21 protein-coding genes and 1 tRNA gene are annotated in these 21,987 nt (G+C 73.8%); 7 read left to right on the top strand and 15 right to left on the bottom strand.

What is annotated here, in order from left to right; all coding sequences use genetic code 11:
- Positions 1–11 precede the first annotated feature (11 nt).
- A complete protein-coding gene (locus KPF22_RS31795) occupies positions 12–701 on the bottom strand; it encodes a hypothetical protein (RefSeq protein WP_208822304.1) in 690 nt (229 codons plus the stop codon).
- A gap of 3 nt (positions 702–704) precedes the next feature.
- Positions 705–983, bottom strand: coding sequence for a hypothetical protein (locus tag KPF22_RS02490; RefSeq protein WP_020622502.1), 279 nt, complete (start codon positions 981–983; stop codon positions 705–707).
- A gap of 512 nt (positions 984–1,495) precedes the next feature.
- Between KPF22_RS02490 and KPF22_RS02485 the strand changes: the two genes are divergently transcribed.
- On the top strand, positions 1,496–3,970 hold the full coding sequence (locus KPF22_RS02485; protein ID WP_208822306.1) for a heterodisulfide reductase-related iron-sulfur binding cluster: 2,475 nt from the start codon (positions 1,496–1,498) through the stop codon (positions 3,968–3,970).
- A gap of 60 nt (positions 3,971–4,030) precedes the next feature.
- Here the strand turns inward: KPF22_RS02485 and KPF22_RS02480 are convergent, their stop codons facing one another.
- The gene (locus KPF22_RS02480; protein ID WP_224401095.1) at positions 4,031–5,185 is read right to left on the bottom strand and encodes a hypothetical protein; all 1,155 of its coding nucleotides are present in this window, start codon (positions 5,183–5,185) and stop codon (positions 4,031–4,033) included.
- 42 nt (positions 5,186–5,227) lie between these two features.
- Complete coding sequence (locus KPF22_RS02475; protein WP_208826844.1) at positions 5,228–5,608, bottom strand: nuclear transport factor 2 family protein; 381 nt, start codon at positions 5,606–5,608, stop codon at positions 5,228–5,230.
- 104 nt (positions 5,609–5,712) lie between these two features.
- Here KPF22_RS02475 and KPF22_RS02470 point away from each other — a divergent pair, with 104 nt between their 5' ends.
- Positions 5,713–6,018, top strand: coding sequence for a helix-turn-helix transcriptional regulator (locus KPF22_RS02470; RefSeq protein ID WP_224401094.1), 306 nt, complete (start codon positions 5,713–5,715; stop codon positions 6,016–6,018).
- 2 nt (positions 6,019–6,020) lie between these two features.
- Here the strand turns inward: KPF22_RS02470 and dcd are convergent, their stop codons facing one another.
- Positions 6,021–6,605, bottom strand: a complete 585-nt coding sequence (gene dcd / locus KPF22_RS02465; protein ID WP_224401093.1) for a dCTP deaminase — start codon at positions 6,603–6,605, stop codon at positions 6,021–6,023.
- Positions 6,606–6,631: 26 nt separating this feature from the next.
- Complete coding sequence (locus KPF22_RS02460) at positions 6,632–7,813, bottom strand: UDP-N-acetylglucosamine 2-epimerase (protein ID WP_224401092.1); 1,182 nt, start codon at positions 7,811–7,813, stop codon at positions 6,632–6,634.
- Between the two features lie 163 nt (positions 7,814–7,976).
- On the opposite strand from KPF22_RS02460, the gene KPF22_RS02455 reads away from it, so the two are divergent.
- Positions 7,977–8,047, top strand: a tRNA-Gly gene (locus tag KPF22_RS02455).
- Positions 8,048–8,256: 209 nt separating this feature from the next.
- On the opposite strand, the gene KPF22_RS02450 is transcribed toward KPF22_RS02455, so the two are convergent.
- The 9 genes from KPF22_RS02450 to KPF22_RS02410 form a co-directional block, all read right to left on the bottom strand.
- A complete protein-coding gene (locus KPF22_RS02450) occupies positions 8,257–8,631 on the bottom strand; it encodes a hypothetical protein (protein WP_208826839.1) in 375 nt (124 codons plus the stop codon).
- 54 nt (positions 8,632–8,685) lie between these two features.
- On the bottom strand, positions 8,686–9,318 hold the full coding sequence (locus KPF22_RS02445; RefSeq protein ID WP_062398847.1) for a pyridoxamine 5'-phosphate oxidase family protein: 633 nt from the start codon (positions 9,316–9,318) through the stop codon (positions 8,686–8,688).
- A 144-nt stretch (positions 9,319–9,462) separates the two neighbouring features.
- Positions 9,463–10,353, bottom strand: a complete 891-nt coding sequence (locus KPF22_RS02440; RefSeq protein WP_224401091.1) for a hypothetical protein — start codon at positions 10,351–10,353, stop codon at positions 9,463–9,465.
- 461 nt (positions 10,354–10,814) lie between these two features.
- On the bottom strand, positions 10,815–11,768 hold the full coding sequence (locus tag KPF22_RS02435; protein WP_224401090.1) for a ketopantoate reductase family protein: 954 nt from the start codon (positions 11,766–11,768) through the stop codon (positions 10,815–10,817).
- Between the two features lie 15 nt (positions 11,769–11,783).
- Positions 11,784–12,122, bottom strand: coding sequence for an MmcQ/YjbR family DNA-binding protein (locus KPF22_RS02430; protein ID WP_224401089.1), 339 nt, complete (start codon positions 12,120–12,122; stop codon positions 11,784–11,786).
- Positions 12,123–12,165: 43 nt separating this feature from the next.
- The gene (locus tag KPF22_RS02425) at positions 12,166–12,888 is read right to left on the bottom strand and encodes an alpha/beta fold hydrolase (protein WP_224401088.1); all 723 of its coding nucleotides are present in this window, start codon (positions 12,886–12,888) and stop codon (positions 12,166–12,168) included.
- 9 nt (positions 12,889–12,897) lie between these two features.
- The gene (locus KPF22_RS02420; protein ID WP_224401087.1) at positions 12,898–13,710 is read right to left on the bottom strand and encodes a DMT family transporter; all 813 of its coding nucleotides are present in this window, start codon (positions 13,708–13,710) and stop codon (positions 12,898–12,900) included.
- Positions 13,711–13,789: 79 nt separating this feature from the next.
- Positions 13,790–14,122, bottom strand: a complete 333-nt coding sequence (locus KPF22_RS02415) for a hypothetical protein (protein WP_224401086.1) — start codon at positions 14,120–14,122, stop codon at positions 13,790–13,792.
- 284 nt (positions 14,123–14,406) lie between these two features.
- Positions 14,407–16,464, bottom strand: coding sequence for an Hsp70 family protein (locus KPF22_RS02410; protein WP_224401085.1), 2,058 nt, complete (start codon positions 16,462–16,464; stop codon positions 14,407–14,409).
- Between the two features lie 242 nt (positions 16,465–16,706).
- Between KPF22_RS02410 and KPF22_RS02405 the strand changes: the two genes are divergently transcribed.
- The 4 genes from KPF22_RS02405 to KPF22_RS02390 all read left to right on the top strand — a co-directional run bounded on the left by KPF22_RS02405 (position 16,707) and on the right by KPF22_RS02390 (position 21,975).
- Positions 16,707–17,555 (top strand): hypothetical protein, encoded by an 849-nt coding sequence (locus KPF22_RS02405; protein WP_224401084.1) that lies wholly within the window; start codon positions 16,707–16,709, stop codon positions 17,553–17,555.
- Between the two features lie 113 nt (positions 17,556–17,668).
- A complete protein-coding gene (locus tag KPF22_RS02400; protein ID WP_224401083.1) occupies positions 17,669–18,487 on the top strand; it encodes an IniB N-terminal domain-containing protein in 819 nt (272 codons plus the stop codon).
- A 183-nt stretch (positions 18,488–18,670) separates the two neighbouring features.
- Complete coding sequence (locus tag KPF22_RS02395) at positions 18,671–20,500, top strand: dynamin family protein (RefSeq protein ID WP_083658704.1); 1,830 nt, start codon at positions 18,671–18,673, stop codon at positions 20,498–20,500.
- A complete protein-coding gene (locus KPF22_RS02390; protein WP_224401082.1) occupies positions 20,497–21,975 on the top strand; it encodes a dynamin family protein in 1,479 nt (492 codons plus the stop codon). The genes KPF22_RS02395 and KPF22_RS02390 overlap by 4 nt, the downstream gene beginning before the upstream one ends.
- Positions 21,976–21,987: the final 12 nt, after the last annotated feature.

The following is a 21,987-nucleotide window of genomic DNA, read 5'->3' as shown; positions in this document are numbered from 1 at the left end:
GGGGGGTCCGCTCAGGTGCGGCCACGGTGGCCACTCCGGCGCCACGGGTCGGGACGGGGGGTGCGCGCGGGCACGCTCGCGCCGCGACCGCTGCCACCGCCGCGGGCCCGGCGGAAACGGCTCCGGCGCGGCGCGCTGCCCGGCTCCGGCAGTGGCGGGACCACGCGCGCGGGTGCGGCCACCGGCGCCTCGAGCCCCGGGGCCACCGGAGCGGTGGTGGCGGGCGTGTCCACGACGGCGTCCACGGTGACCGGCGGCCGCGTCCCCGCGGCGTCGATCCGGGTGCGCTGCGCGGTGGACAGCTCGGGGGTCCGGCCACCGGCCGACGGGACGCCGGGGTGGGCACGGGTGGTGTGGACGCGGACGTGCCCCGCGCGGACCGAGCCGCCCGCGGCCTTCCGACCGGCCCGCGGCCCGGTCACCTCGGCCCAGAACTGGCCGAGGACCTGGCCCAGCGGCCGCTCGTAGTCGATCTTCTTGCCGAGCAGGCGGGTGATCGCGACGGTGCCGACGAGCGCCCAGGCCACGGAGAAGAAGTCCAGGCCGATACCGAGCCGGCGCTGGACGAACATGATCAGCATCATGACGAGGAGTCCGACGCCGTAGCTGACGTAGCGGGCGCGCCAGGGGAAGGTGGCCCGTGGCGGCCCGAGCCAGACGGCGTCGACGCGGTAGACCTCGTCGTCCGTGCGAACGAGCACGGATCAGCCCGGGGTCACGAGCAGGTTGGCCAGCGCCTGTCCGATGGCCGGACCGCTGCCGGTCACGGCGATGCCCAGTGCGATCAGACCCACCAGCAGTCCGATGCTGCGCCGGGCCACGCCGGCGTTGTCGCCACGACCACCGATCCACAGCAGGATGACGGCGATCGCGAGCAGGATCAGCGGCACGATGTTGTTCGTGATCCAGTCGCGGAGGTTGACCGTGGTCAGCTGTCCGCCCTGGGCGAGTACCAGCTGGATCGCCTCGTACGAGGTCTTCACAGCTCCTCCTTGCGGCAGTCCACTTGTCCCGGTCGCTCCCGCAGGCGAGTAGACCACGAGACCTGTACGGGATCCTAGGGGCTGAGCCACCCGGCCCACCGGTGCGCCACGCTGCGCGATCGGGTCGACACGGTCGGACCAGCGCCGATCGGGCGTGACTCGTGTCTCCCCGCGGGACCGGCCCCGGTCCGAGATGTCATGGTCGTCCTTGGCTACTGTTCGGTAACAAGCACGACCCGACCATGACGGGGTCGGGCGACCCCAGGCCGGGCGCACTACCCTTCGCCCGACCGTCGTCGCACCCCACCACACCAGTGCGGCGACGAGGTCCGAGGAGGCACTGCGATGGAGAGGCCCGCCCGGTCCCGGCGGCACGGTACTCCGTGCGCCCCCGACCGCGCCCTCGCCGACGCGCGCCACCGGACCGGTTCATCGTTTCCCGTCCCGATCCGTCACGGCAGCACCACGCTCCGGCAGGGACCGCTGGGTGTTCAACAGGGAGGTTCCTCCAGATGACCTGGGTGCAGTACACGCTCGGCATCGTCACCGTGCTGTCGGCGATCGTCGCCGTGGCCCTCGTCGCGATGACCGTGACCCGGATGGTGAAGATCATCCGGCTCGGTGAGTCCGACCCGACGCGCACCGGCCCGTTCGGGCCGCGGTTCGCGACGATGCTCAAGGAGACCCTGGGTCACACCAGGATGCTCAAGTGGACCAAGGTGGGCATCGTCCACTGGCTGGTCATGGTCGGATTCGGCGGCCTGTTCCTGGCGCTGGTCGAGGCCTTCGTCGAGGTCTGGAACCCGACCTTCCACCTGCCGCTGATCGGGCAGTGGTCGGTGTACTCGCTGTTCGTCGAGATCCTCGGCGTCGGCACGGTCGTCGGCATCGCCGCGCTGATCGTCATCCGCCAGGCGAACAACCCGAACCGGCAGGGCCGGATGTCGCGGTTCTACGGCTCGAACATGGGCCGCGCCTACTTCGTCGAGGCGATCGTGTTCCTCGAGGGCCTGGGCATCCTGGTGGTGCGCGGGGCGAAGATCTCCCTGGGCGCGTTCGACGTGCCGGTCTGGTCCGCCCCGGTCTCCTACGCGCTGTCCGCGGTCCTGCCCGCCTCGACCACGCTGGTCACCGTCTTCGCCGCGGTGAAGGTGCTGTCCGCGACGGTCTGGCTGATCGTCATCGCGCTCACCCCGACGATGGGTGTGGCCTGGCACCGGTTCACCGCGTTCCCGAACATCTACTTCAAGCGCAACGACGACGGCTACAAGGCCCTCGGCGCGACCCGGCCGATGATGTCGAACGGCAAGCCGCTGGACCTGGAGGAGGCCGACCCCGACACCGACACCTTCGGCGTCGGCAAGGTCGAGGACTTCACCTGGAAGGGCCTGCTCGACTTCACCACCTGCACCGAGTGCGGCCGCTGCCAGTCGCAGTGCCCCGCGTGGAACACCGAGAAGCCGCTGTCGCCGAAGCTGCTGGTCAACGCCCTGCGCGACCACGCCTACGAGAAGGCCCCCTACCTGCTCGCCGGCGGCAGCCGCGACATGGCGGGCGACGAGGTCGGCATCACCGGCGAGGGCGCCGAGGAGCGGCTCAAGGCCATCCCGGTCGACGCCCTGGAGGCCGCGGGCCGCCCGCTGGTCGGCGGTGAGGACGTCCTCGGCGTCATCGACCCCGACATCCTGTGGTCCTGCACCACCTGCGGCGCGTGCGTCGAGCAGTGCCCGGTCGACATCGAGCACGTCGACCACATCATCGACATGCGCCGCTACCAGGTCCTCATCGAGACCGAGTTCCCCACCGAGCTCAACTCGCTGTTCAAGAACCTGGAGAACAAGGGCAACCCCTGGGGCCAGAACGCCAAGGACCGCCTCGAGTGGACCAAGGGCCTCGACTTCGAGGTCCCGGTCGTCGAGAGCGAGCTCGACGCCGAGACCGAGTACCTGTTCTGGGTCGGCTGCGCCGGCGCGTTCGACGACGGCCAGAAGAAGACCATCCGGGCCACCGCGGAGCTGCTGCACCGCGCCGGGGTGAACTTCGCCGTACTGGGCTCGGGGGAGACCTGCACCGGTGACCCGGCGCGCCGCTCGGGCAACGAGTTCGTGTTCCAGATGCTCGCCCAGCAGAACGTCGAGACCCTCAACACCGTGTTCGAGGGCCGCGAGGCCGGCACCCGCAAGATCGTCACGACCTGCCCGCACTGCCTCAACACCCTGGGCCGGGAGTACCCCCAGCTCGACGGGCACTACGAGGTCGTGCACCACACCCAGCTGCTCAACAAGCTGGTGCGGGACAAGAAGCTGGTCCCGGTGTCGGCCCCGGCGGGCGAGGAGACCGGCCCGGTCACCTACCACGACCCCTGCTACCTCGGGCGGCACAACGAGGTCTACGAGGAGCCCCGCGCGCTGATCAACGCGACCGGAGCGGCCGGGACGACCACGCTGACCGAGATGCCGCGGCACGGCGACCGGTCGATGTGCTGCGGTGCCGGTGGCGCCCGGATGTGGATGGAGGAGCGCATCGGCAAGCGCATCAACTTCACCCGCGCCGAGGAGGCCGCCGAGACCCTCACGAAGGCCGGTGGCGGCTCGGAGCCGTCCGGCACGCTCGCGGTCGGCTGCCCGTTCTGCCGCACGATGATGACCGACGGCGTGAACCAGACCGCCGGTGAGGCCGTGCAGGTCCAGGACGTCTCGCAGATGCTGCTCGCCGCGGTGAAGCGGGGCGACGCCCCTGCCGACACCGCGCCGGAGCCGCAGCCGGAGACCGAGGGCCAGAGCGCGCCGACCACCGACGCCCCGGGGACCGCCACCCCGGCCGCCGAGGTGGCCGACGAGGCCGCGAAGCAGGACCCGACCCCGGCCGGTTCGGACGGCGCCTCGAGCACCGGCACCCCGGCGTCGTCGGGGAACGGCACGACGAACGGGTCGAGCAACGGGTCGTCGCCGGAGGAGGCGACGCCGGAGCGCTCGAACGAGAACTGACCCACCACCGACGACGGCCGGGTACCCCGCAGGGGGTGCCCGGCCGTCGTCGTGTGCGGGTCAGCAGGGGGTGAAGGAGCTGACCTGGAACGTCGCCGGGGTGGTGCGGGTGAGGACGACGCGGCCGAGCTGCGGTGCGGCCGCGCCCCACGCCGAGCCGCAGGCGTCGACGGCGGTGGTGGCGCCGACCGCCACCTCCGGGTCCGGACGCCGGTCCGGGACGGTGACCTGTGCCCCGGCGGGCATCCGCCCGTGCAGGACGGCCACGGCGTCCTCGCAGGCCGCCGCGCCGGTCGCGGCACGGAGCTGGTCGAGCGCGGCGGGCTGGACGAGCCGGCAGACCCGGGCCGGGTTCGGCGAGGCGACCCCGGTGTCCAGCGAGACGAGCGCGAGCTGCGGACGGGCGACGCCGAGGTCGCTGCGGAACTGTGCGCCGGCCTGCGCGTCGACGCGGGCCTGGTCCTGCCGGATCTCGGCCGAGCGGAACGAGTAGCCGACCCCGGACACCACCAGCAGCACCACGCCGGCGGCGAGCACCGTCCAGCGCGGCAGCAGCAGCGCCCCGGCGACGATCACCCCCACCGACAGGGCCAGTGCCCACGCCCACGGGTTCTCCCGCGTCCCGTTCACCAGGGCCGCGACGAGCACGACCCCGGCGACGTGCGGTGCCCACCCCTGGAGCAGCCGGTCCAGCCGCAGCAGGGCCAGCAGGACCAGGGTGCCGAACCCGAGGCCGACCGGGACCCACCAGCGGCCCGGGTCGTCGAGGAAGGGCAGGAGCAGGACCGCGGCACCCGCGAGACCGAGCGCGGTGGCACCGCGGACGGTGCGGGGGCGCAGGCGGCGCCACGGGGCCCAGGGGTCCCGGTCCTCCGTCCCGCGGTCCGCCCGTGGCGGGTCCGCGGGGGCGGGTGCGGCCCGGCCGGTGAGGGCGCGTGAGCCGGGGTCGGGCTCCGGGGGGACCACGGGGGACACGACGAGCTCGGTGCCGGGGTCCGGCGGGGTGGCGGGCTCGGAACGGGCCGTGCCCTCACCGGCCGCGTTCTCCCCGGCGCCGCCGGGCGCGGGTGTGCCGGAGGCGGGGGCGCCACGCCCGGTCGGGCCGGGACCGGCGTCGTACCGGGGCGGGGTGGCGCGGCGGACGCCGCGGTCGGGGCGACCACTCCGACGGCGGCCGGTGGCCCACGGGTCCGGGGAGCTGCGGTCGGCGTCCATCACCGCCCAGCGTAGCGGCGGTGCACGCCCCCGCGGGCACGCTCAGGCGGCGAAGAACGCGTTCATCCCCGGCTCGTCGGACAGGAAGGTCTCGATCTCGACGATCCGGTCGCCCCCGATCCGGCACACGGTGGCGAGGTGCTCGTCGAGCACCCGGTCCCCGCGGCGGGCCGTGTTGTGCAGCCCGAGCGCGACGTGTTCGGCGCTCACCAGGATGTGCTCGAGCGCGAAGTCCACCCCGTAGGACGCGATCAGCGCCGCACGTTCGAGCACCGCGTCGGCGCCGTCGACCCGACCCGAGACCGCGTTGTCGCCCGGCAGGGTCCAGGAGACCTCCGGATCGAGGATCGCCCGCAGCCGGTCGCGGTCCCCGGTGGTGAGGGCGGTGTGGAACTCGGTCGCGATGCGCCGACGGATGTCCATGACTCCTCCAATAGTTCGACTCTATTCGAACTGTAAGAGAGTCGAGCGGCCGCCACCAGATGACGGCCGCCACATCAGTTCGACTGTAGTCGTACTATGGGGCCGTGCAGGAGAACCCGCCCCCGGCCACCGACGAGCTGCGCATCGAGACCGTGATCGCAGCACTCGACCACCCCGTGCGGATGCGCGTCGTCCGCACACTCGCCGCACTCGGCGAGGACGAGACGCTCACCTGCCAGGAGATCCTGCCGGACATGACCAAGAGCAGCGCGAGTCACCACTGGCGGACGCTGCGGGAATCGGGCGTGATCGAGCAGCGCCGCGACGGCAGGGTGCTGCGCACCCGGCTGCGGCGCGTCGACCTCGACGCGAGGTTCCCCGGGCTCGTGGCGGCCGTTGTCGCCGGGTGAGTTCAGGCCCGCCGGGTGTCGGTGCGGTGGAAGTTGCGGAACGCGCGCGACGGCGTCGGGCCCCGCTGCCCCTGGTAGCGCGACCCGACGCCCTCGGTGCCGTAGGGCCGTTCGGCCGGGCTGGACAGCCGGAACAGGCACAGCTGCCCGATCTTCATCCCCGGCCACAGCGTGATCGGCAGGTTCGCCACGTTGGACAGCTCGAGCGTGATGTGCCCGGTGAAGCCCGGGTCGATGAACCCGGCCGTGGAGTGGGTCAGCAGACCCAGACGGCCGAGCGAGCTCTTGCCCTCCAGGCGACCGGCCAGGTCGTCGGGCAGCCCGACCCGCTCGAACGTGGAGCCCAGCACGAACTCGCCGGGGTGCAGCACGAACGACTCGCCGTCCGGCGTCTCCACCGGGATCGTCAGCTCGTCCTGCTGCTGGGCGGGGTCGATGTGGGTGTAGCGCGAGTTCTGGAAGACGCGGAAGTACCGGTCCAGCCGGACGTCGACACTGGACGGCTGGAGCATCTCGACGTCCCACGGGTCGAGCACGAGCCGGCCGGACTCGATGTCCTTGCGCAGGTCACCGTCGGAGAGCAGCACGCCGACACCCTATCCAGGGCCCGCGGTCACGCCTCGGAGGACTCCTCGGAGTCCGACTCCACCCCGCCGGGGCTGTGCCGGCCGCCGCCGCCGAGGTCGTCGGGCAGCTGCGGCGAGCGGGTCAGCCCGAACATCCAGGCGACGGCCTGCTCGGCGCGGGCGGCCTCGAAGCCGTCCGACGCGGCGGCGCGGCGCCCGTGGTCGCCGTCGAGCACCTGCGCGACGGCGGCGGCCGCGTCGTGCGCGGCGATGCTGCGGATCGAGTCACCGGGCTGCGGCACGTTCGGCCCGTCGACCAGGACCGCGAGGGTGCCGAGACCGGGTGCGTCGACGACGAGCTCGTGGTCGTCGCTGACCAGGACGGTCGCCGCGGTGAGCACGGCCAGCTGGTCGGGCAGCGCCGGCTCGGCCACGACCGTCACCCGCGGGTGGGTCCCGAGCGACTGCGCCGTCTCCCCGGCGGCGAGCGCACCGAACAGCACGATCTCGATCCGCGGATACCGCTCCAGCAGGTCCGCGATCCCGCGCAGCACCGGCGACGACGAGGACCTCGCCAGGTCGACGACGATCAGCCTGCGGTGCTGGTCGTGCACCCGCTCCAGCGCGTCGACACAGCCCTGGTGCTGCGGGCCGGGCAGCGAGTTGATCGTGTCGCCGATCGTCAGCACGTTCGGGCCGAGCGGACTGCCCAGCGCGGAGCCGCTGGTGGTGAGGAACAGCGACGCGAGCTGGCCGATGACCCGCCGGTGCGCCTCCTGCGGGAACGGGCACAGCAGGTCGTCGGTACCCATGCCGGCCTGCATGTGCACGATCGGGATCCGCCGCCAGAACGCGACCGTCGCCGCGACCTCGGCCGCCAGCCCACCACCGTGCACCAGCACCGCGGACGGGTCCTGGTCGACGAGCAGCTGGTCGAGCCGGGTGAACAGCGCCGCGGCGACGTCGGCCATGCCGGGCCCGGTCTCCAGCGGCAGCAGGATCGTGATGTCGGTGGGGACACCGAGGGCCTCGAACGCCTCGTGGACGGACATCGGGTCCGGCCCGGTGGCGACGGTGATCCCGCGGATGCGGTCCGCCGCCGCGACGGCACCGGCGACCGGAGCGAGCCGGGCGACCTCGGGACGGCTGCCGGCGATGAGCAGGACGTCGTGCTCGTGGTCCGGGGGGAACCCGGACACGTCGCCCGACGTCGGGTCGAACACCGTCATCGCAGTCGCCTTCCGGCCGAGGTCTGACCGACGGTGACGAGTGTGCGCGGAGCGGGCGGCCGGGTCGAGACACGCGCGCCCGGTGGTCGGATCGTGCGACGACCGGGCAGGGGAGGTCCGTGACAGGTACGCGGACCGTGGTGCTAGGGTGATCTCACGCCGTGCGGATGTAGTTCAATGGTAGAACATCAGCTTCCCAAGCTGAATACGCGGGTTCGATTCCCGTCATCCGCTCAGAGCACGAAGGCCCAGGTCAGCGGCAGGTTCACCGCTGCGCCTGGGCCTTCGTCGTCTCCGGGGAACGGTCCCTCGCGCCATTCCCGTGCGACGACGCCCCGCGACCGGTGGCGTGTGGCGCTCGCCGTGCGGCCTCATGATCACCGGTTGTGGAGCGCAGAGGGTCGTGGGGTGCACTCCGGACTCCACAAACGGTGATCACGGAGTCAGAGCGCGGGCGGTACGTCCCGGCGGCCGACCCACCAGGTCGCGACCCCGGCCCCGGTGAACAACGGGACGAGCACCAGCACCGCGGGGCCGGCGAACACCGCGACCACGCCCAGCGCGATCGCCGCGGTCCCCGCGCCGAGGCCGCTGGCCACGGCCAGCGCCGTCGCCCGCTCGCCGACCGGTTCCCCGGCCACCCAGGACAGGGTGCGGGCCACCCCGGCGACGACCACCGCCAGCACGATCCCCACGACCACCGCGGCCGGCGGCAGCGCGGCACCCGCCGCGAGCACGACCGGGATCGCGAGCGCGGTGAGGACGGCGGACAGCAGGGCGCGCAGGGACCGCCGAAGCGGCGGGACGGGGGGTGTCACGTCTCCCCATTGTGCAGGGTCTGACCTGCGGTTTCGATGTAACCTGCGCGACCCTCAGTAGAGCCGGGCCGCGTAGCCGGCACCGTAGTACTCCTCGATCCTCTCCAGTGGCTCGTCGGGACGGGCGAGCCGCTTGGCGAGCTGCGCGGTGGAGGGCAGCGCGTCCGGCGCGGGCCAGCTCGTCGTCGCCCACAGCTCGGAGCGCAGGAACGCCTTGGGGCAGTGGAAGTAGATCTGGTCGATCGCGACCTCGCAGGCGAGCAGCGGCCGGCGGCCCTTCACGGCGAGCTCGTCGAAGTACGGCGCGTCCCGGACGAGCCGGGCCCGGCCGTTGATGCGCAGCGTGTCGTTGCGGCCCGGTACCAGCAGGATCACGCCGACGTGCGGGTTCTCCAGGACGTTGCGCCAGCCGTCGACGCGGCCGTTGCCGGGACGCTCGGGGATCGCGACCGTGCGGTCGTCGACGACGTGCACGAAACCGGCCGGGTCACCCTTCGGCGAGACGTCGCAGGTGCCGTCGCGGCCCGACGTCGCCAGCAGCAGGAACCGGGACGCCGCCAGCCAGGCGCGGTGCACGTCCACGAGGTGGTCGCGCTCCTTCGCCAGCGCGGGCGCGATGGGCTGCCCGGTGATCCCCTGCAGCTCGGCGAGGGTACGGATCTCGGTGCCGTGCGCGTCGGAGGTCATGGGCCAACGGTAGGCGCGGACGCGGGCGGGGCCGAGTGGATTCCGGTCACGGGCGTCCGAGGACGGGCGGCGTCCACCCCCGCCACGGGAACAGCACGGACACGTCCGGCAGCGGCGTCCGCGGACACGGCCCGTACGGCGCGCTCACCGGTGCACCGTCGATCCCTGCGGGCCGTCGCTCCAGGAGATCTTCTTGGCGAAGCAGTCGTCGGAGCCGAAGCCCTGGGCGTCGCACCAGGCGTTCGCGCCGGCCGCTGTGGTGAAGGGCTGGGCGACGACCACGACCCAGTAGTCGCTGTTGCGGAAGACCGGCCAGTCGCCGGACCAGACCAGCGCGGCGCCCGGGTACTGCGCGGCGAGGCCGCGGTAGTGGTCGAGGATGCCCTGCTCGTCGTAGGTGATGCCGCCGTCGCTGGTGCCGGCGCGCTTGGAGGACAGCTGCGGGACCCAGTAGCCGGCCGTCGCGGCGACGCGCGGGCTGTCGGCGGCGGCCTGCTCGGTGAGCGACGTCGTCGGCGACGGGGTGTAGCCCGGCACGTAGGTGGTCGGCGGGATCACGACCGGCGCCGCGGCCGGGGCGACCACCACCGGCACCGGCGCGGCCGCCGGGGTCACGGTGGGCGCGGTGCCGGGGAGCAGGTCGGGGCGCAGGACGAGGAGTGCCGCCCCCGCCAGCAGCAGCGTCACCAGCACCAGCGAGGCGACGACCCACGGCGTCCGCGACGGGGCGGGCGCCACCGGACCCCACCCGGCCGGGGCGTCCCAGCCCGGCGCGTAGCCGGTCGGCTGCGGGCCGGCCCAGGCCGACGGGGCCGACGCCGGCGCGGCGGGGCGGTACCGGTCGGCGGGGCGGTACTGCGCGGCCGACGGGTGCTGCACGGCGGTACGCCCCTGCGGCGCCGGGGCCCCGGCGCCGACCTGCACCGCCCCGGTCCGCGGCCGGGGGACGACGGCCTGCGCCCGCGGCCGTCCGCACCCCACGCAGAAGTGCAGCGAGCCCAGCAGCTCCGCCCCGCACCGGCACCGCTCCACCATGACGACCCTCCCCGACGACGACGGCCGGATCCGTCCGACCGTGTTGCCTGCTCATCGCACGCGACACCCTGTCGTTATCGATGATCTTGGTCCGGACGGCGCACTTCATCTCTTGTGATGACGGGGCGAAACGGAGCAGCCCACCGGCCCGACAGGAGGGCGTCGCGGGCGCACCGGGTGCCCGCCGTCCCCGGCTCCCGCCCGGTGGCGGCGAGCGCGAGGGCGGTGTCGTCCCCCCACCCCACGACGACGTCGGGGCCGGCCAGCCGGGGGTGCGGGCGGGGAACCCGGCGAGCATCTCGACCAGGCCCAGGTGCAGGTGTGCGAGGACGTCCGCGGCGATCCAGCCGTGACAGCGGCTGCGGGCGTGCAGGTCGGTGTCGTCGACGTGTCGAGCAACGCGGACAGCCCGTCGAGCGCGTCGAGGAACGCCGGGCGCGCCACGTCGAGCGGGTAGGCCGTCACAGCATGTCCGCACCCGACCGCGACGCCGGTTGGTCCCCGGCCGCGGCCATCTCCTCGGCCACCCGCATCAGCTCGGTGTTGACCGGGGTCGCGATCCGGTGCGCCGCGCCCAGGGCCACGATCTCGCCGTTGAGGTAGCGGGCCTCGATGGAGCCGGTGCCGCGCTGCAGGCTCTGCCACGACGAGGAGCCGCGCCGCGTCGCGCCCGCGACCGGCCGCTCGGTGATGATGCCCTCCCGGCGGACGCGGTCGTCGTCGCCGGTCCGGGCGGTGATCCCGGCCGCGTCCAGGACGGCGCGCCCCTCCGCGGTCACGGCCTCGACGAGGCGGGGAGCGTCCGGGTCGTCGAGCCCGCAGATCGCGTCGACGGCGTTGGCCAGGTTGGTGAGCAGCTTGCCGTACTTCGCGGCCATCACGTCCGGGTCGGCGCGGGAGGAGAACCCGGCCGCGGTGAGGTCGGCGACGACCGCCTCGGTGGTGGCGTCGACACCGGAGGGGAAGCGGCCGACGTCGAGCACGCCCGGGACCGGCGACGACGACGCGACGACCACTCCCGGCTCGTAGTGCTCGGCGGGCAGGATCACCAGCATCGCCTGCACCCGGTCGGTGCGGCGCGCGGCGAGCCGCTCGTTGGCGACGCCGTTCTGCGCGCACGCCACGGTGATCCCGGGGGCCGCCGTGAGCAGCGCGGCCAGCGGCGGCGGGGTGTCCTGCGACTTGACGGCGAGGATCGCGACGTCGTCGGGGGTGGGCCGGGCCTCGCCGACCGTGCCGACGGCCTCGACCGAGTGGGTGGTCGACCCGTCCGGGGTGTCGAGGCGCAGCCCGCGTTCGCGGATCGCGCCGAGGTGCGCGCCCCGGGCGACGACCACGACCTCCCGCCCGGCCGCGTGCAGCCGCGCCGCGATCGTCCCGCCGACGGCCCCTGCCCCGATCACCACATGGCGCACGACGACGATGGTGGCTCAGCCGTCGCGACGGCGCACGACCGTCGCCGGGGCCTTCCGCCGCCAGGCCTCCTCGACGAGCTCCGCGAGCTGCCCCGCGTCGACCCGGTCGAGGTCGACGAGGATCACGCCGTGGCCGTCGTAGTGCGGGGTCGTGAAGTACGCCGGGTCGCCCGACGCGAGCAGCGCCTCCTTCTCCTCGAGCGAGCACATCAGCACCAGCGCGCCCTCGGCCTCGGTGCGCAGCCGGGCGAAGCCCTTTCCACGGACCTTCAGCGACGGCGTCCGGTACCAGGTCGACTCCTCGACCCCCGGCAGCCCGGACCCGATCCGCACCACGTCGCCCCAGCTCGGCATGGGGCCATGGTGCCCGCGGCGGGCGCTCCCCGTCGTGGAGGAATCAGACCAGGTGGGCCGCGAGGAACCGGTCGACGGCGGCGCGGCCGTCGGACACGTGCGGCTCGCTCTTCCACTGCTCGACCAGCTCCGCGCCCGGCGCGAGCCCGGCGAGGCGGCGCGACACGGGCTCCGGGTGGAAGGCGTCGATCCCCATCAGCACCAGCCACGGCGTCGCGACGTGGGCGAGCGCCTCGTCGGGGACGGAGTACAGCATCCCGCCGCCGCCCCACATGTTCGTGCGGAACGCGGCCCAGTCGTCGTCGGGGACCCCGGGATGGTCGGCCTCGATCCCGGCGCGCCACTCGTCGAACTTCTCCTCGAACAGGTGCTGGTTGTCGGCGCGGCCGATGGGCTGCAGCGCGACCGCGGCCCGGACGCGTTGCGGCGCGGTGGCCAGCAGGTTCGCGATGAAGGCGCCACCGATGCACATGCCGAGCACCGCGCACTCGTCGACGCCGAGGTGGTCGAGCAGGGCGAGCTGGTCGGCGGTGTAGGTGTCCCAGCCGTCGCCGCCGTGGACCTCGGCGACCGAGGACCCGGCGTTGCGCTGGTCCATCGCGATGACGCGGTACCGCTGCGCGAGGTGGGTGACCGGGTCCCAGGGGGCGTTGCCCCAGGCCGCGATCGTCGAGTTCATGCCGCCCGGGGCCAGCAGCAGGACCGGGAACCCCGTGCCGTGCTCCTCGTAGTGCAGGGTCACACCGGGGCGCTCGAAGGAGGGCATGGCCCGAAGCTAGGCCACCCGCGGGGGGGTCCGCTTCTCCGGACGGCGCCGCGCCAGGATCGAGGTGCCGTAGACGACGAGCGCCAGCCCGAGCAGCAGCAGCCACCACAGCCCGGGGCGGACGGTGTCGTCGAGCAGGGTGATGCCGACCAGACCGGGCACGACGACCTGGGTGACCATGTAGAGCGCGGTCACCGTGGAGACGTCGCCGAGCTGCAGCGCGCGGGCGTAGTTGTACAGGCCGGCCAGTGCCATGCCGACCAGGATGTAGACCAGCGGCTCGCGCAGCAGGCCGGTCAGGTCGACGCCCTCGGACACGTGCATCGCGCGGATGCAGACCGAACCGCCGCCCAGCCCGAGCCCGGCGAGCACCGCAGACGGCCACGGCTTGGTCGAGTTCGTGATCGCCAGCGTCACCCCCATGATCACGACGAGCGCCGCGATCAGGACGGCGACGGTCGTGCCGTGGCCGGTCAGGGCCTGCTTGCGCTCCGTCCCCGCGCTGCCGGCGACGAACGCGAGCCCGAGCATGCTGGCGCCGATGGCGAGCCGGTGCACCGGCCGCAACCACTCGCCGCGGAAGTAGCGGGCGTACAGGGCGGTCATCGCGATGGCCCCGGCGAGCGTCGCCTGCACCGCGAAGATGGGGATGAACTGCAGCGCGACGACCATGCAGAGCCAGGTGACGATGTCCATCGCGATCCCGCCGAGGAACCGGGGTCGGGCCAGGACGGCGCTGGTGCGCCCGCCCTGGTTGGCCGCGTCGGCCTGGAGGATGGCGGCGACGGTGCTGCAGAGCATCGCGAACACCGCGAAGAGCATGCCGATCAGCACGGGCGGGCCCGGGTCAGTGCATAGGCGGCACGCGGAATGATCGGCACCGGCCGATTGTGACGTACCGCTACCGGGTGCCGGCCGGGCGGGCGTCCGACGGGGCGGGCCGCTGCTCGGGCAGCGCCGCGGGCATCTCGAAGAAGCCGCTCATCAGCCCGCTGCCGGGCTGCTCGTCACGTGTACCGGCGGCGGCCTGCCAGGGGGACGTGCCGCCCTGTGCCGCCCGGCGCTGCGCCAGCAGGGCCCGCGGGCGCTCGGTGAGGACCAGGATGCCGACCGTCAGGGCCACCCCCACCAGCAGCGGCCCTCCGACCACCAGGATGGGCCAGCCCACCACGACATACGCGAGCACCAACGCACCCGCCGCCATGCCGATGACCGCCCCCGCCAACCGCGTCACCACGCGCCCCTCTCACACCGTGCCCCAACCGTGACGAGCAGTGTTTTACCACCTGGGAGGGGGTGTACACCGGCAACGCGACGCGGTGGCGGTCACACCTTCGAGCACGGCCCCATCGCATGGTGTGTGGGGCCGGGCCGGCGTGGGGGCTCCCGTGTCCACGCCGGCCCGGCGGTCCGAATCATCCCGCCCCGGGGTCCGGGCGGGACGGGGTGGGGGTCACTCGGCGCTGTCGTCGCAGCGCAGAGGGTGATCGGCGGTGGATTCCCTGTCCGACAGGATGATCACGCAGCCGCACCCGCGGCCGGGGTGGTCGACGTCGGCGCGGGGGCCGTGGTCGTCGGATCCGGGACCGGGGTGGTCGGGTCGGTGGCGGGCGGGGTGGTGACCGGCGGCGTGGTCGGGTCGGTCGTGCCCTCCGTCGGGGTGCTCGGACCCTGGCTCGTCGCCGGCGGCGTCGTGACCGGAGGGGTCGACACCACGGGGGCGGGGGGCGCGGCCGGGCCCGGAGCCACCGGAGCGGGAGCCGGGGCGACGGCCGCGACCGGAGCGGCGGCACCGGCGGCGGGGCGGGCCGCCGCACCCCCGGTGGCCGCGCCACCCGGGGCACCGGCACCACCGGCGGCGGCGTCCCCCCCGCCCACGGGGGCACCCGCGGCCGGACCGGCGACGACGTCGGCGGCCGGGGCGGCCCCCGGCGCGACCGGGGTCGGCGCGACGGCCGGTGAGCTCAGAACGGGGGCCGCGCTCAGCTCACCGATCCCGGGGCTCGTCGTGGGCCAGAACAGCAGCGCACCCGCGATGGCGGCGGCACCGGCGAGACCACCGGCTCCGACCACCAGGCGCTGCCGGGTGACCGTGGCGCGACGGGCGGTGGCCGGGGCGTCCCGGGTGACGAGGGTGTCCGGGGCGGGCCGCTCCGGGCGGACGGCGGACGGCGCGGACGGCTGTCCGGCCCCCAGGACCGAGGTCCGTGCGGGGGCGGGGGGCTGCGCCGTACGGGGGCGGGGGACCGCGGTCAGCGGGCCGGTCGGCGGCTCCGGGTCGAGCAGGGCGACGGCCGTGGCGGCCGCGCCGGGCCGCTCGGTCCGCTCGGTCCGCTCCCGCTCGCCGCGGGTCGGCCACGCCGGCGCGGTGCGATCGGTCGTGCCGGTGCGGTCGGTGCGCTCGGTGGCCTCCGGCCCGGGCCGGTCCCAGGGGCTGCGCCCGGCCGGGTCGACGGGCTCGCGGGGCGCGGGGACACCGGTCAGCGGTGCCATCCGCACACCGGGCCAGGAGGTCCCGGCCCCCGGTGCGACGGCCAGTGCGGCACCGCGGGCGGCGTCGGCCACCGGGTCCGCGACGACGGCGACCGGTCGGCCCAGTGCCACCGAGACCGCCTGCACCACGACCGGCATCCGCGCGGCACCGCCGGCGAGCAGCACCTCGGCGTCGGGGGCGGCGGCGACGACGTCCTGCACCAGGTCGGCGACCGGCTCGAGCAGCGGGCGGGTGAGCTCGTCGAGGTCGGAGCGGTGGATCCTCACCGCGGTCCGCAGGCCGGGCATCTCCACCCGGACGGTCGCGACGGTGTCCCGGGACAGCAGCTGCTTGGCGGCGCGGCACTCGTCGCGCAGGGCGGTCAGAGCGGCGACGGTCCGAGGGTCGTCGGGGTCGAGCGCGTCGAACGCGGCGGCCGTGGCCGGGGAGGAGGACCGGACGAAGGCGAACACCGCGTCGTCGACGTCGGCGCCACCGGTCCGGCAGCCCAGCGTGCGGCCGACGGCGTCGGGCAGCACCCCGGGTGCGGCCGCGGCCAGCACGGTCGCGGTGGTCCCGTTGCCCCCCAGGTCGACGACGGCGAGCGGCCCCCCGGCCGGCACGACGGCGCGGTGGGCGAGCGCGACGGCCTGCGGCGCGGTCACCAGGGAGACGGTCAGCCCGCGGCGGCGCAGTGCGGCGGCCAGCAGGTCGCGCTTGTGGCGGCCCCAGCCCACCGGGCAGGTGACCCCGATCCGCGACGGCGGGCCGCCGTGCCGGGTGGACACCTCGTCGACCAGGACACGCACCAGCCGGGCGCACAGGTCCTCGGCGGCGTAGGCGAAGCCGCCCAGGGACAGCGGGGTCGGGTCGCCGACCCGGTCGAGGAAGCCGCGCGCGACGCGGTCCGGCTCGGTCGGGGCACGCCGCCGCGCGGGCTCGCCGCACAGCAGGTCGCCACCGGGCGTCGCGACGAGCACCGCGGGGAGCACGTCGGCCCCGTCGCGGCCCCCCAGCCGCACGGGCTCCGCGGCGCCGCCGGTGCGCAGCACGGCAGCGGTCACCGAGGTCGCCCCCAGGTCGATCCCGAGCAGGTACGACATCACTGCTCCCCCCTCGTCGAACCGGCACGCCGGCGTGGTCCTCTCGCCAGACCCATCGACGGGGGCCGCCCCGGTGTTAGCCCGTGCGGCGCAGCAGTTCGAGGTTGGGGACCGATCCCCTAACGGCCCCCCCACGGACCCGGAGCGATCCCCGATGGCCGGATCCGGCGGCGCCCCTAGCTTTCTCGTCATCACCGGCCGACACCGCGACCGGTACCCACCTGACAGCCCCGGAGGCAACCATGGCCGGCCGCGATCTCTCGCTCGTCGAGTTCGTCAAGATCATCCTCGGGCTCGGCCCGGACAAGGACGAGAACATCGAGCTGCGCGACTGGTTCCTGAAGGACCCCGACGCCGCGCTCGAGTACCACGGTCTCGGCAACCTGACCGCCGAGGACGTCCGTGACGCCGCTGTCCTCCTCCAGGACAACGACACCGTGTCGTTCGACCGCAGCTACGACACCGGCTTCGACTGGGACCACGGCAACGCCGGCTGGGCCTGGAAGGCCGGCTCGGAGGGCCACCACGAGGGCGGCCACAAGCACGGCGCGGAGCACGAGAAGGTCCACGTCAAGGACAACTTCTACTCCTACGACGTCGACGACCGGGACACCGTCGTCGACAACTCGATCAACCAGAACGTCGACACCGACGGCGGCGACTTCCGCCAGACGATCGAGACCAACTCGGTGACCGCCTCCGGCGACGGCGCCGTGGCCGCCGGCCGCGACATCGAGGACTCGACCATCACCACCGGTGACGGCAACGCGGTCGGCAACGGCAACGCCGTCGTCAACGGCGACGACAACCAGGTCGCCTTCGGCGACGGCTCCTCGGCCGACTCCTACGGCGACATCACCGCCGACGACGGCGGCGCCGTCGCCATCGGCGGCGGCGACGCCGACGGCGACAACTCGGTGAACGACTCCTTCAACGAGGAGACCACCACGACCACGACGACGAACGAGACCAGCTTCGAGGACTCGTTCAACACCACCATCGACGACTCGGTGGAGAACACCACCACCGACAGCGGCAACATCAACATCGGCAACGGCCTCGAGGCGAACGTCGACCTCGACATCGCCTGATCCGACTCCCGTAGTGACCGAGCGGGCCGGACACCGGCTCCGGCCCGCTCACCCCGCCACCACCGTCTTCCGTCGCCCGCCCGAGCGCGACGGCACCCCCTGAGGAGAACGCCATGTCCGCCGAGAAGACCCTGATCCAGTTCATCCTGGACCTGCTGAAGGACCCGAAGCTCCTGGCCGAGTTCAAGGACGACCCCCAGGGCCTGCTCGCCCAGTGCGGCCTGTCCGACGTCTCCGCCGAGGACGTCCGCGACGCGATCGTCCTGGCCCAGGACAACGACGAGGTCTCCTTCGACCGCGACTACAACACCGGCGGCGGCCACGGCGGCCACGGCGGCGGCCACCACCACACCCCGCCGCCGCCGCCCGTGCACCACGGCGAGGACCCGGTCAAGTACATCGACAAGTACGTGACCAACAACCACTACACCTACAACGTCGACGACCGCGACACCATCGTCGACAACTCGATCAACCAGAACATCGACACCGGCGGCGGCGACTTCCGCCAGGACATCGACACCAACTCCGTCGTCGCGTCCGGCGACGGTGCGGTGGCCGCCGGCGACGACATCCGCGACTCGACCATCACCACCGGTGACGGCAACGCGGTCGGCGACGGCAACGCCGTCGTCAACGGCGACGACAACCAGCTCGCCTTCGGCGACGGCTCCTCGGCCGACTCCTACGGCGACATCACCGCCGACGACGGCGGCGCCGTCGCCATCGGCGGCGGCGACGCCGACGGTGACGACTCGGTGAACGACTCCTACAACTCGTCGGAGACCACCACCACCGACGAGACCACCACGTCGTTCGAGGACTCGTTCAACACCGACGTCGACAGCTCGACCTCGACCGTCACCGAGGACAGCGGCAACGTCAACGTGCTCAACGACGCCGACCTCGACGTCAACGCCTCGCTGCTCTGATCCTCGACACCCTGACGAGAAATCGTCCCTGCTCCGTCCGCGAGCAGTAGGATCGACTGCACGGCCCATCGGCCCCGGCCACCCTCACGTGGGTGACCGGGGCCGATGACGTTGGTGTATCCATGACAGCGACGCGACGAGCGGTGACCGCACCGCTCCGGAGCGATGGGGGGCGCAACGCACGTGGCGGTACCGGAGGCGGTCGCGCTGGTCGACCTCGCCCTCAAGGCGGTCACGGCCTACGACCGTCCCGACCTCGCTCCCCGGCTGCGCCAGACCAGGACCAGGCTGTCGGACCCGGTGGTCCGGGTCCTCGTGGTGGGCGAGTTCAAGCAGGGCAAGAGCCAGCTGGTGAACGCCCTCGTGAACGCCGCCGTCTGTCCCGTCGACGACGACATCGCCACCGCCGTGCCGACCCTCGTCCGCTTCGGCGAGGAGACGTCGGTGACGCTGGTCCGTGAGATCGCCGGTACCGACGGGGCCGTGGCCGAGAAGGCCGAGCGGACGGTCGTCGGGTTGGACGAACTCGCGGACCACGTGTCCGAGGGCGGCAACCCGGGCAACCGCGCCGGCCTGACCCGCGCCGAGGTGACGCTACCCCGCAAGCTCCTGCAGAGCGGGCTCGCACTCGTGGACACCCCCGGGGTCGGTGGGCTCGGGTCGGCCCACGGTGCGGCCACGATGTCGGCCCTGCCCACGGCGGACGCCGTGCTGCTGGTCTCCGACGCCAGCCAGGAGTACACCGCTCCGGAGTTGGAGTTCCTGCAGGCGGCGCGCAAGCTGTGCCCCAACGTCGCCTGCGTCGTCACCAAGACCGACCTCTACCCGCACTGGCGCCGCATCGTGGAGCTGGACGAGGGTCACCTGCGGACCGCCGGGATCGACGCCCGGCTGCTGCCGGTCTCCTCCGCACTGCGGCTGCACGCGGCCCGTACCCAGGACCTCGACCTCATCGCGGAGTCCGGCTTCCAGGCGCTCACCAGCTTCCTGCTGCGCAAGGTCGTCTCCGCCGCCGACGACCTGGACCGCCGCTCGACCAGCCAGGACGTACTGGTCACCTGCCAGGCGCTGGAGTCGACGATGCGTGCCGAACTCATGTCGCAGAACGACCCCGAGAAGGCCGGGCAGCTCGCCCGTGAGCTGGAGTCGGCCCGGTCGCGCGTCGACGGCCTGCGACAGCGGTCCGCGCGCTGGCAGACCACGCTGAACGACGGCGTCGCCGACCTCATCGCCGACATCGACTACGACCTGCGCGACCGGCTGCGGGCCGTCTCGCGCGACGCGGAGCAGCTGCTCGAGGACGCCGACCCGGCCGACATCTGGGAACAGTTCGCCGAGTGGTTCCACAAGCAGGTCGCCCACGCCGTCGCGCAGAACTTCGTGTGGACCACCGAGCGGGCCCGCTGGCTCGCCGAGCAGGTCGCCGACCACTTCGCGGAGGCCGTCGACGTCACGCTGCCCGAACTCCGCGTGGCCGGCGGGTCGGTGGCCGGTCTGGTGGACCCGCTGGACATGCCCGCGGACGAGAAGTTCGGCGTCGGCCAGAAGCTCTTCGTCGGCGCCCGCGGTGGCTACGGCGGCATGCTGATGCTCGGCCTGGCCTCGACCGTCGCCGGGTTCGCTCTGCTCAATCCGGTCTCGGTCGGCGCGGGACTGCTGTTCGGTGCCAAGACCGTGCGCGACGAGAAGAAGCGCATGAAGCAGCGCCGCCAGGCCGAGTCGAAGAACGCGGTGCGCCGCCACATCGACGAGGTCACCTTCCAGGTCGGCAAGGACTCGCGGGACAACCTGCGCCGGATCCAGCGCGACCTGCGCGACCACTTCACCACCGTCGCCGACGAGCTGTCCGACGCGCTGAAGGAGTCGGTCTCGGCCGCCCAGACCGCCCTGAAGGACGACGCCTCGCGGCAGAAGCGCGTCGCGGACCTGGAGGCCGAGCTGAAGCGGGTCTCCGGCCTCGCCGAGCGGGCCCGCGCGCTGGCCGCGGCGGCCGGGGCGGAGGCGTCCGCGTGAGCGCGCTGACCGACCAGACCCGCGCGCTGCTGCGCCGCACCCTGGACGCCTACGGGGACTCGCCGCAGGCCGCCGGGTGGCTGCGCCACCACCTGGAGCGGTTCGACGAGCCGCTGCGCGTCGCGATCGCGGGCAAGGTCAAGGCAGGCAAGTCCACGCTGCTCAACGCACTGGTGGGGGAGCGGATCGCCCCCACCGACGCGGGCGAGTGCACCCGGATCGTCACCTGGTACGCCGACGCGCCCGCCCCGGGCGTACGGATGCACCTGCGCTCCGGCGCGGACCACCCCCTCACCCTGGCCCGGCGCGACGGCGCGCTGCAGATCGACCTGCAGGGCGCCCGGGTGGAGGACGTCGACCGGCTGCACGTCGACTGGCCGTCGCAGCACCTGCGGCGCACCAATCTCATCGACACCCCCGGCATCGGGTCGCTGACCGCCGATGCGGCCGGCCGGGCCGGGGAGTTCCTGACGCCGGAGGACACGCCGTCGCCCGCCGACGCCGTCGTCTACCTGATGCGTCACCTGCACGCCGGTGACGTGCGGTTCCTGGAGGCCTTCCACGACCGCGGCGTCGCCCGCGCGACCCCGGTGAACACCATCGCGGTGCTCTCCCGCGCCGACGAGATCGGCGTCGGCCGGCTCGACGCGCTCGTGTCGGCCCGCCGGATCGCGCGACGCTACCGCGGCGACGACAAGCTGCGCGGGCTGTGCCAGACCGTCGTCGCCGTCGCCGGGCTGCTCGCCGAGACCGCCCGCACGATGCGCCAGGACGAGTACGTCGCGCTGACCGAGCTGGCGGCGCTGCCGCGGGCCGATGTCGAGGCGCTGCTGCTGTCGGCCGACCGGTTCGGGCGCACCGATCTCGACCGGCCCGACGCCGCCACCCGGATCGCGCTGCTGGAGCGGTTCGGCCTCTTCGGGGTCCGGCTCGGGACGACGCTGATCCGGCAGGGCGTGAAGGACCCGACCGCGCTGGCCGACGACCTGGTGCGCCGCTCCGGTCTCGACGAGCTGCGCTCGGTGCTCGACACCCAGTTCTCCGAGCGCCGCGACCTGCTCAAGGCCCGCTCCGCGCTGCTCGCCGTCGACCTCGTGCTGACCCGCGAACCCCGCCCGGCGACGGCCGCCCTGCGTGCCGAGGTGGAGCGGATCCTGGCCGGGGCGCACGAGTTCGTCGAGCTGCGGGCGCTGGCCGACCTGCGCGCCGGCAAGATCGTGTTCCCGCCCGAGGCGCTCGCCGACGCCGAACGGCTGCTCGGCGGCGAGGGCGGCTCGGCGGCGGCCCGGCTCGGGCTCGACGGTGCCGCGGGTCCGCGCGAGGTCCACGACGCCGCCTCCGAGGCGCTGCGCCGCTGGAGGCGGCGGGCGGAGAGTCCGCTGACCGGGCGGGCGTCGGCGGAGGCCGCGCGGATCGTGGTGCGGTCCTGCGAGGGGCTGCTCGCCGAGGCGTCCCGCCCGCACGCGCACCACTGAGGGATCAGGGCC

The sequence above is a fragment of the Pseudonocardia sp. ICBG1034 genome (assembly GCF_020131375.1).
GTDB lineage: Bacteria > Actinomycetota > Actinomycetes > Mycobacteriales > Pseudonocardiaceae > Pseudonocardia > Pseudonocardia alni.
The sequence above is the reverse complement of the archived record's forward strand: the minus strand, read 5'-3'. Positions and strand labels throughout refer to the sequence as shown.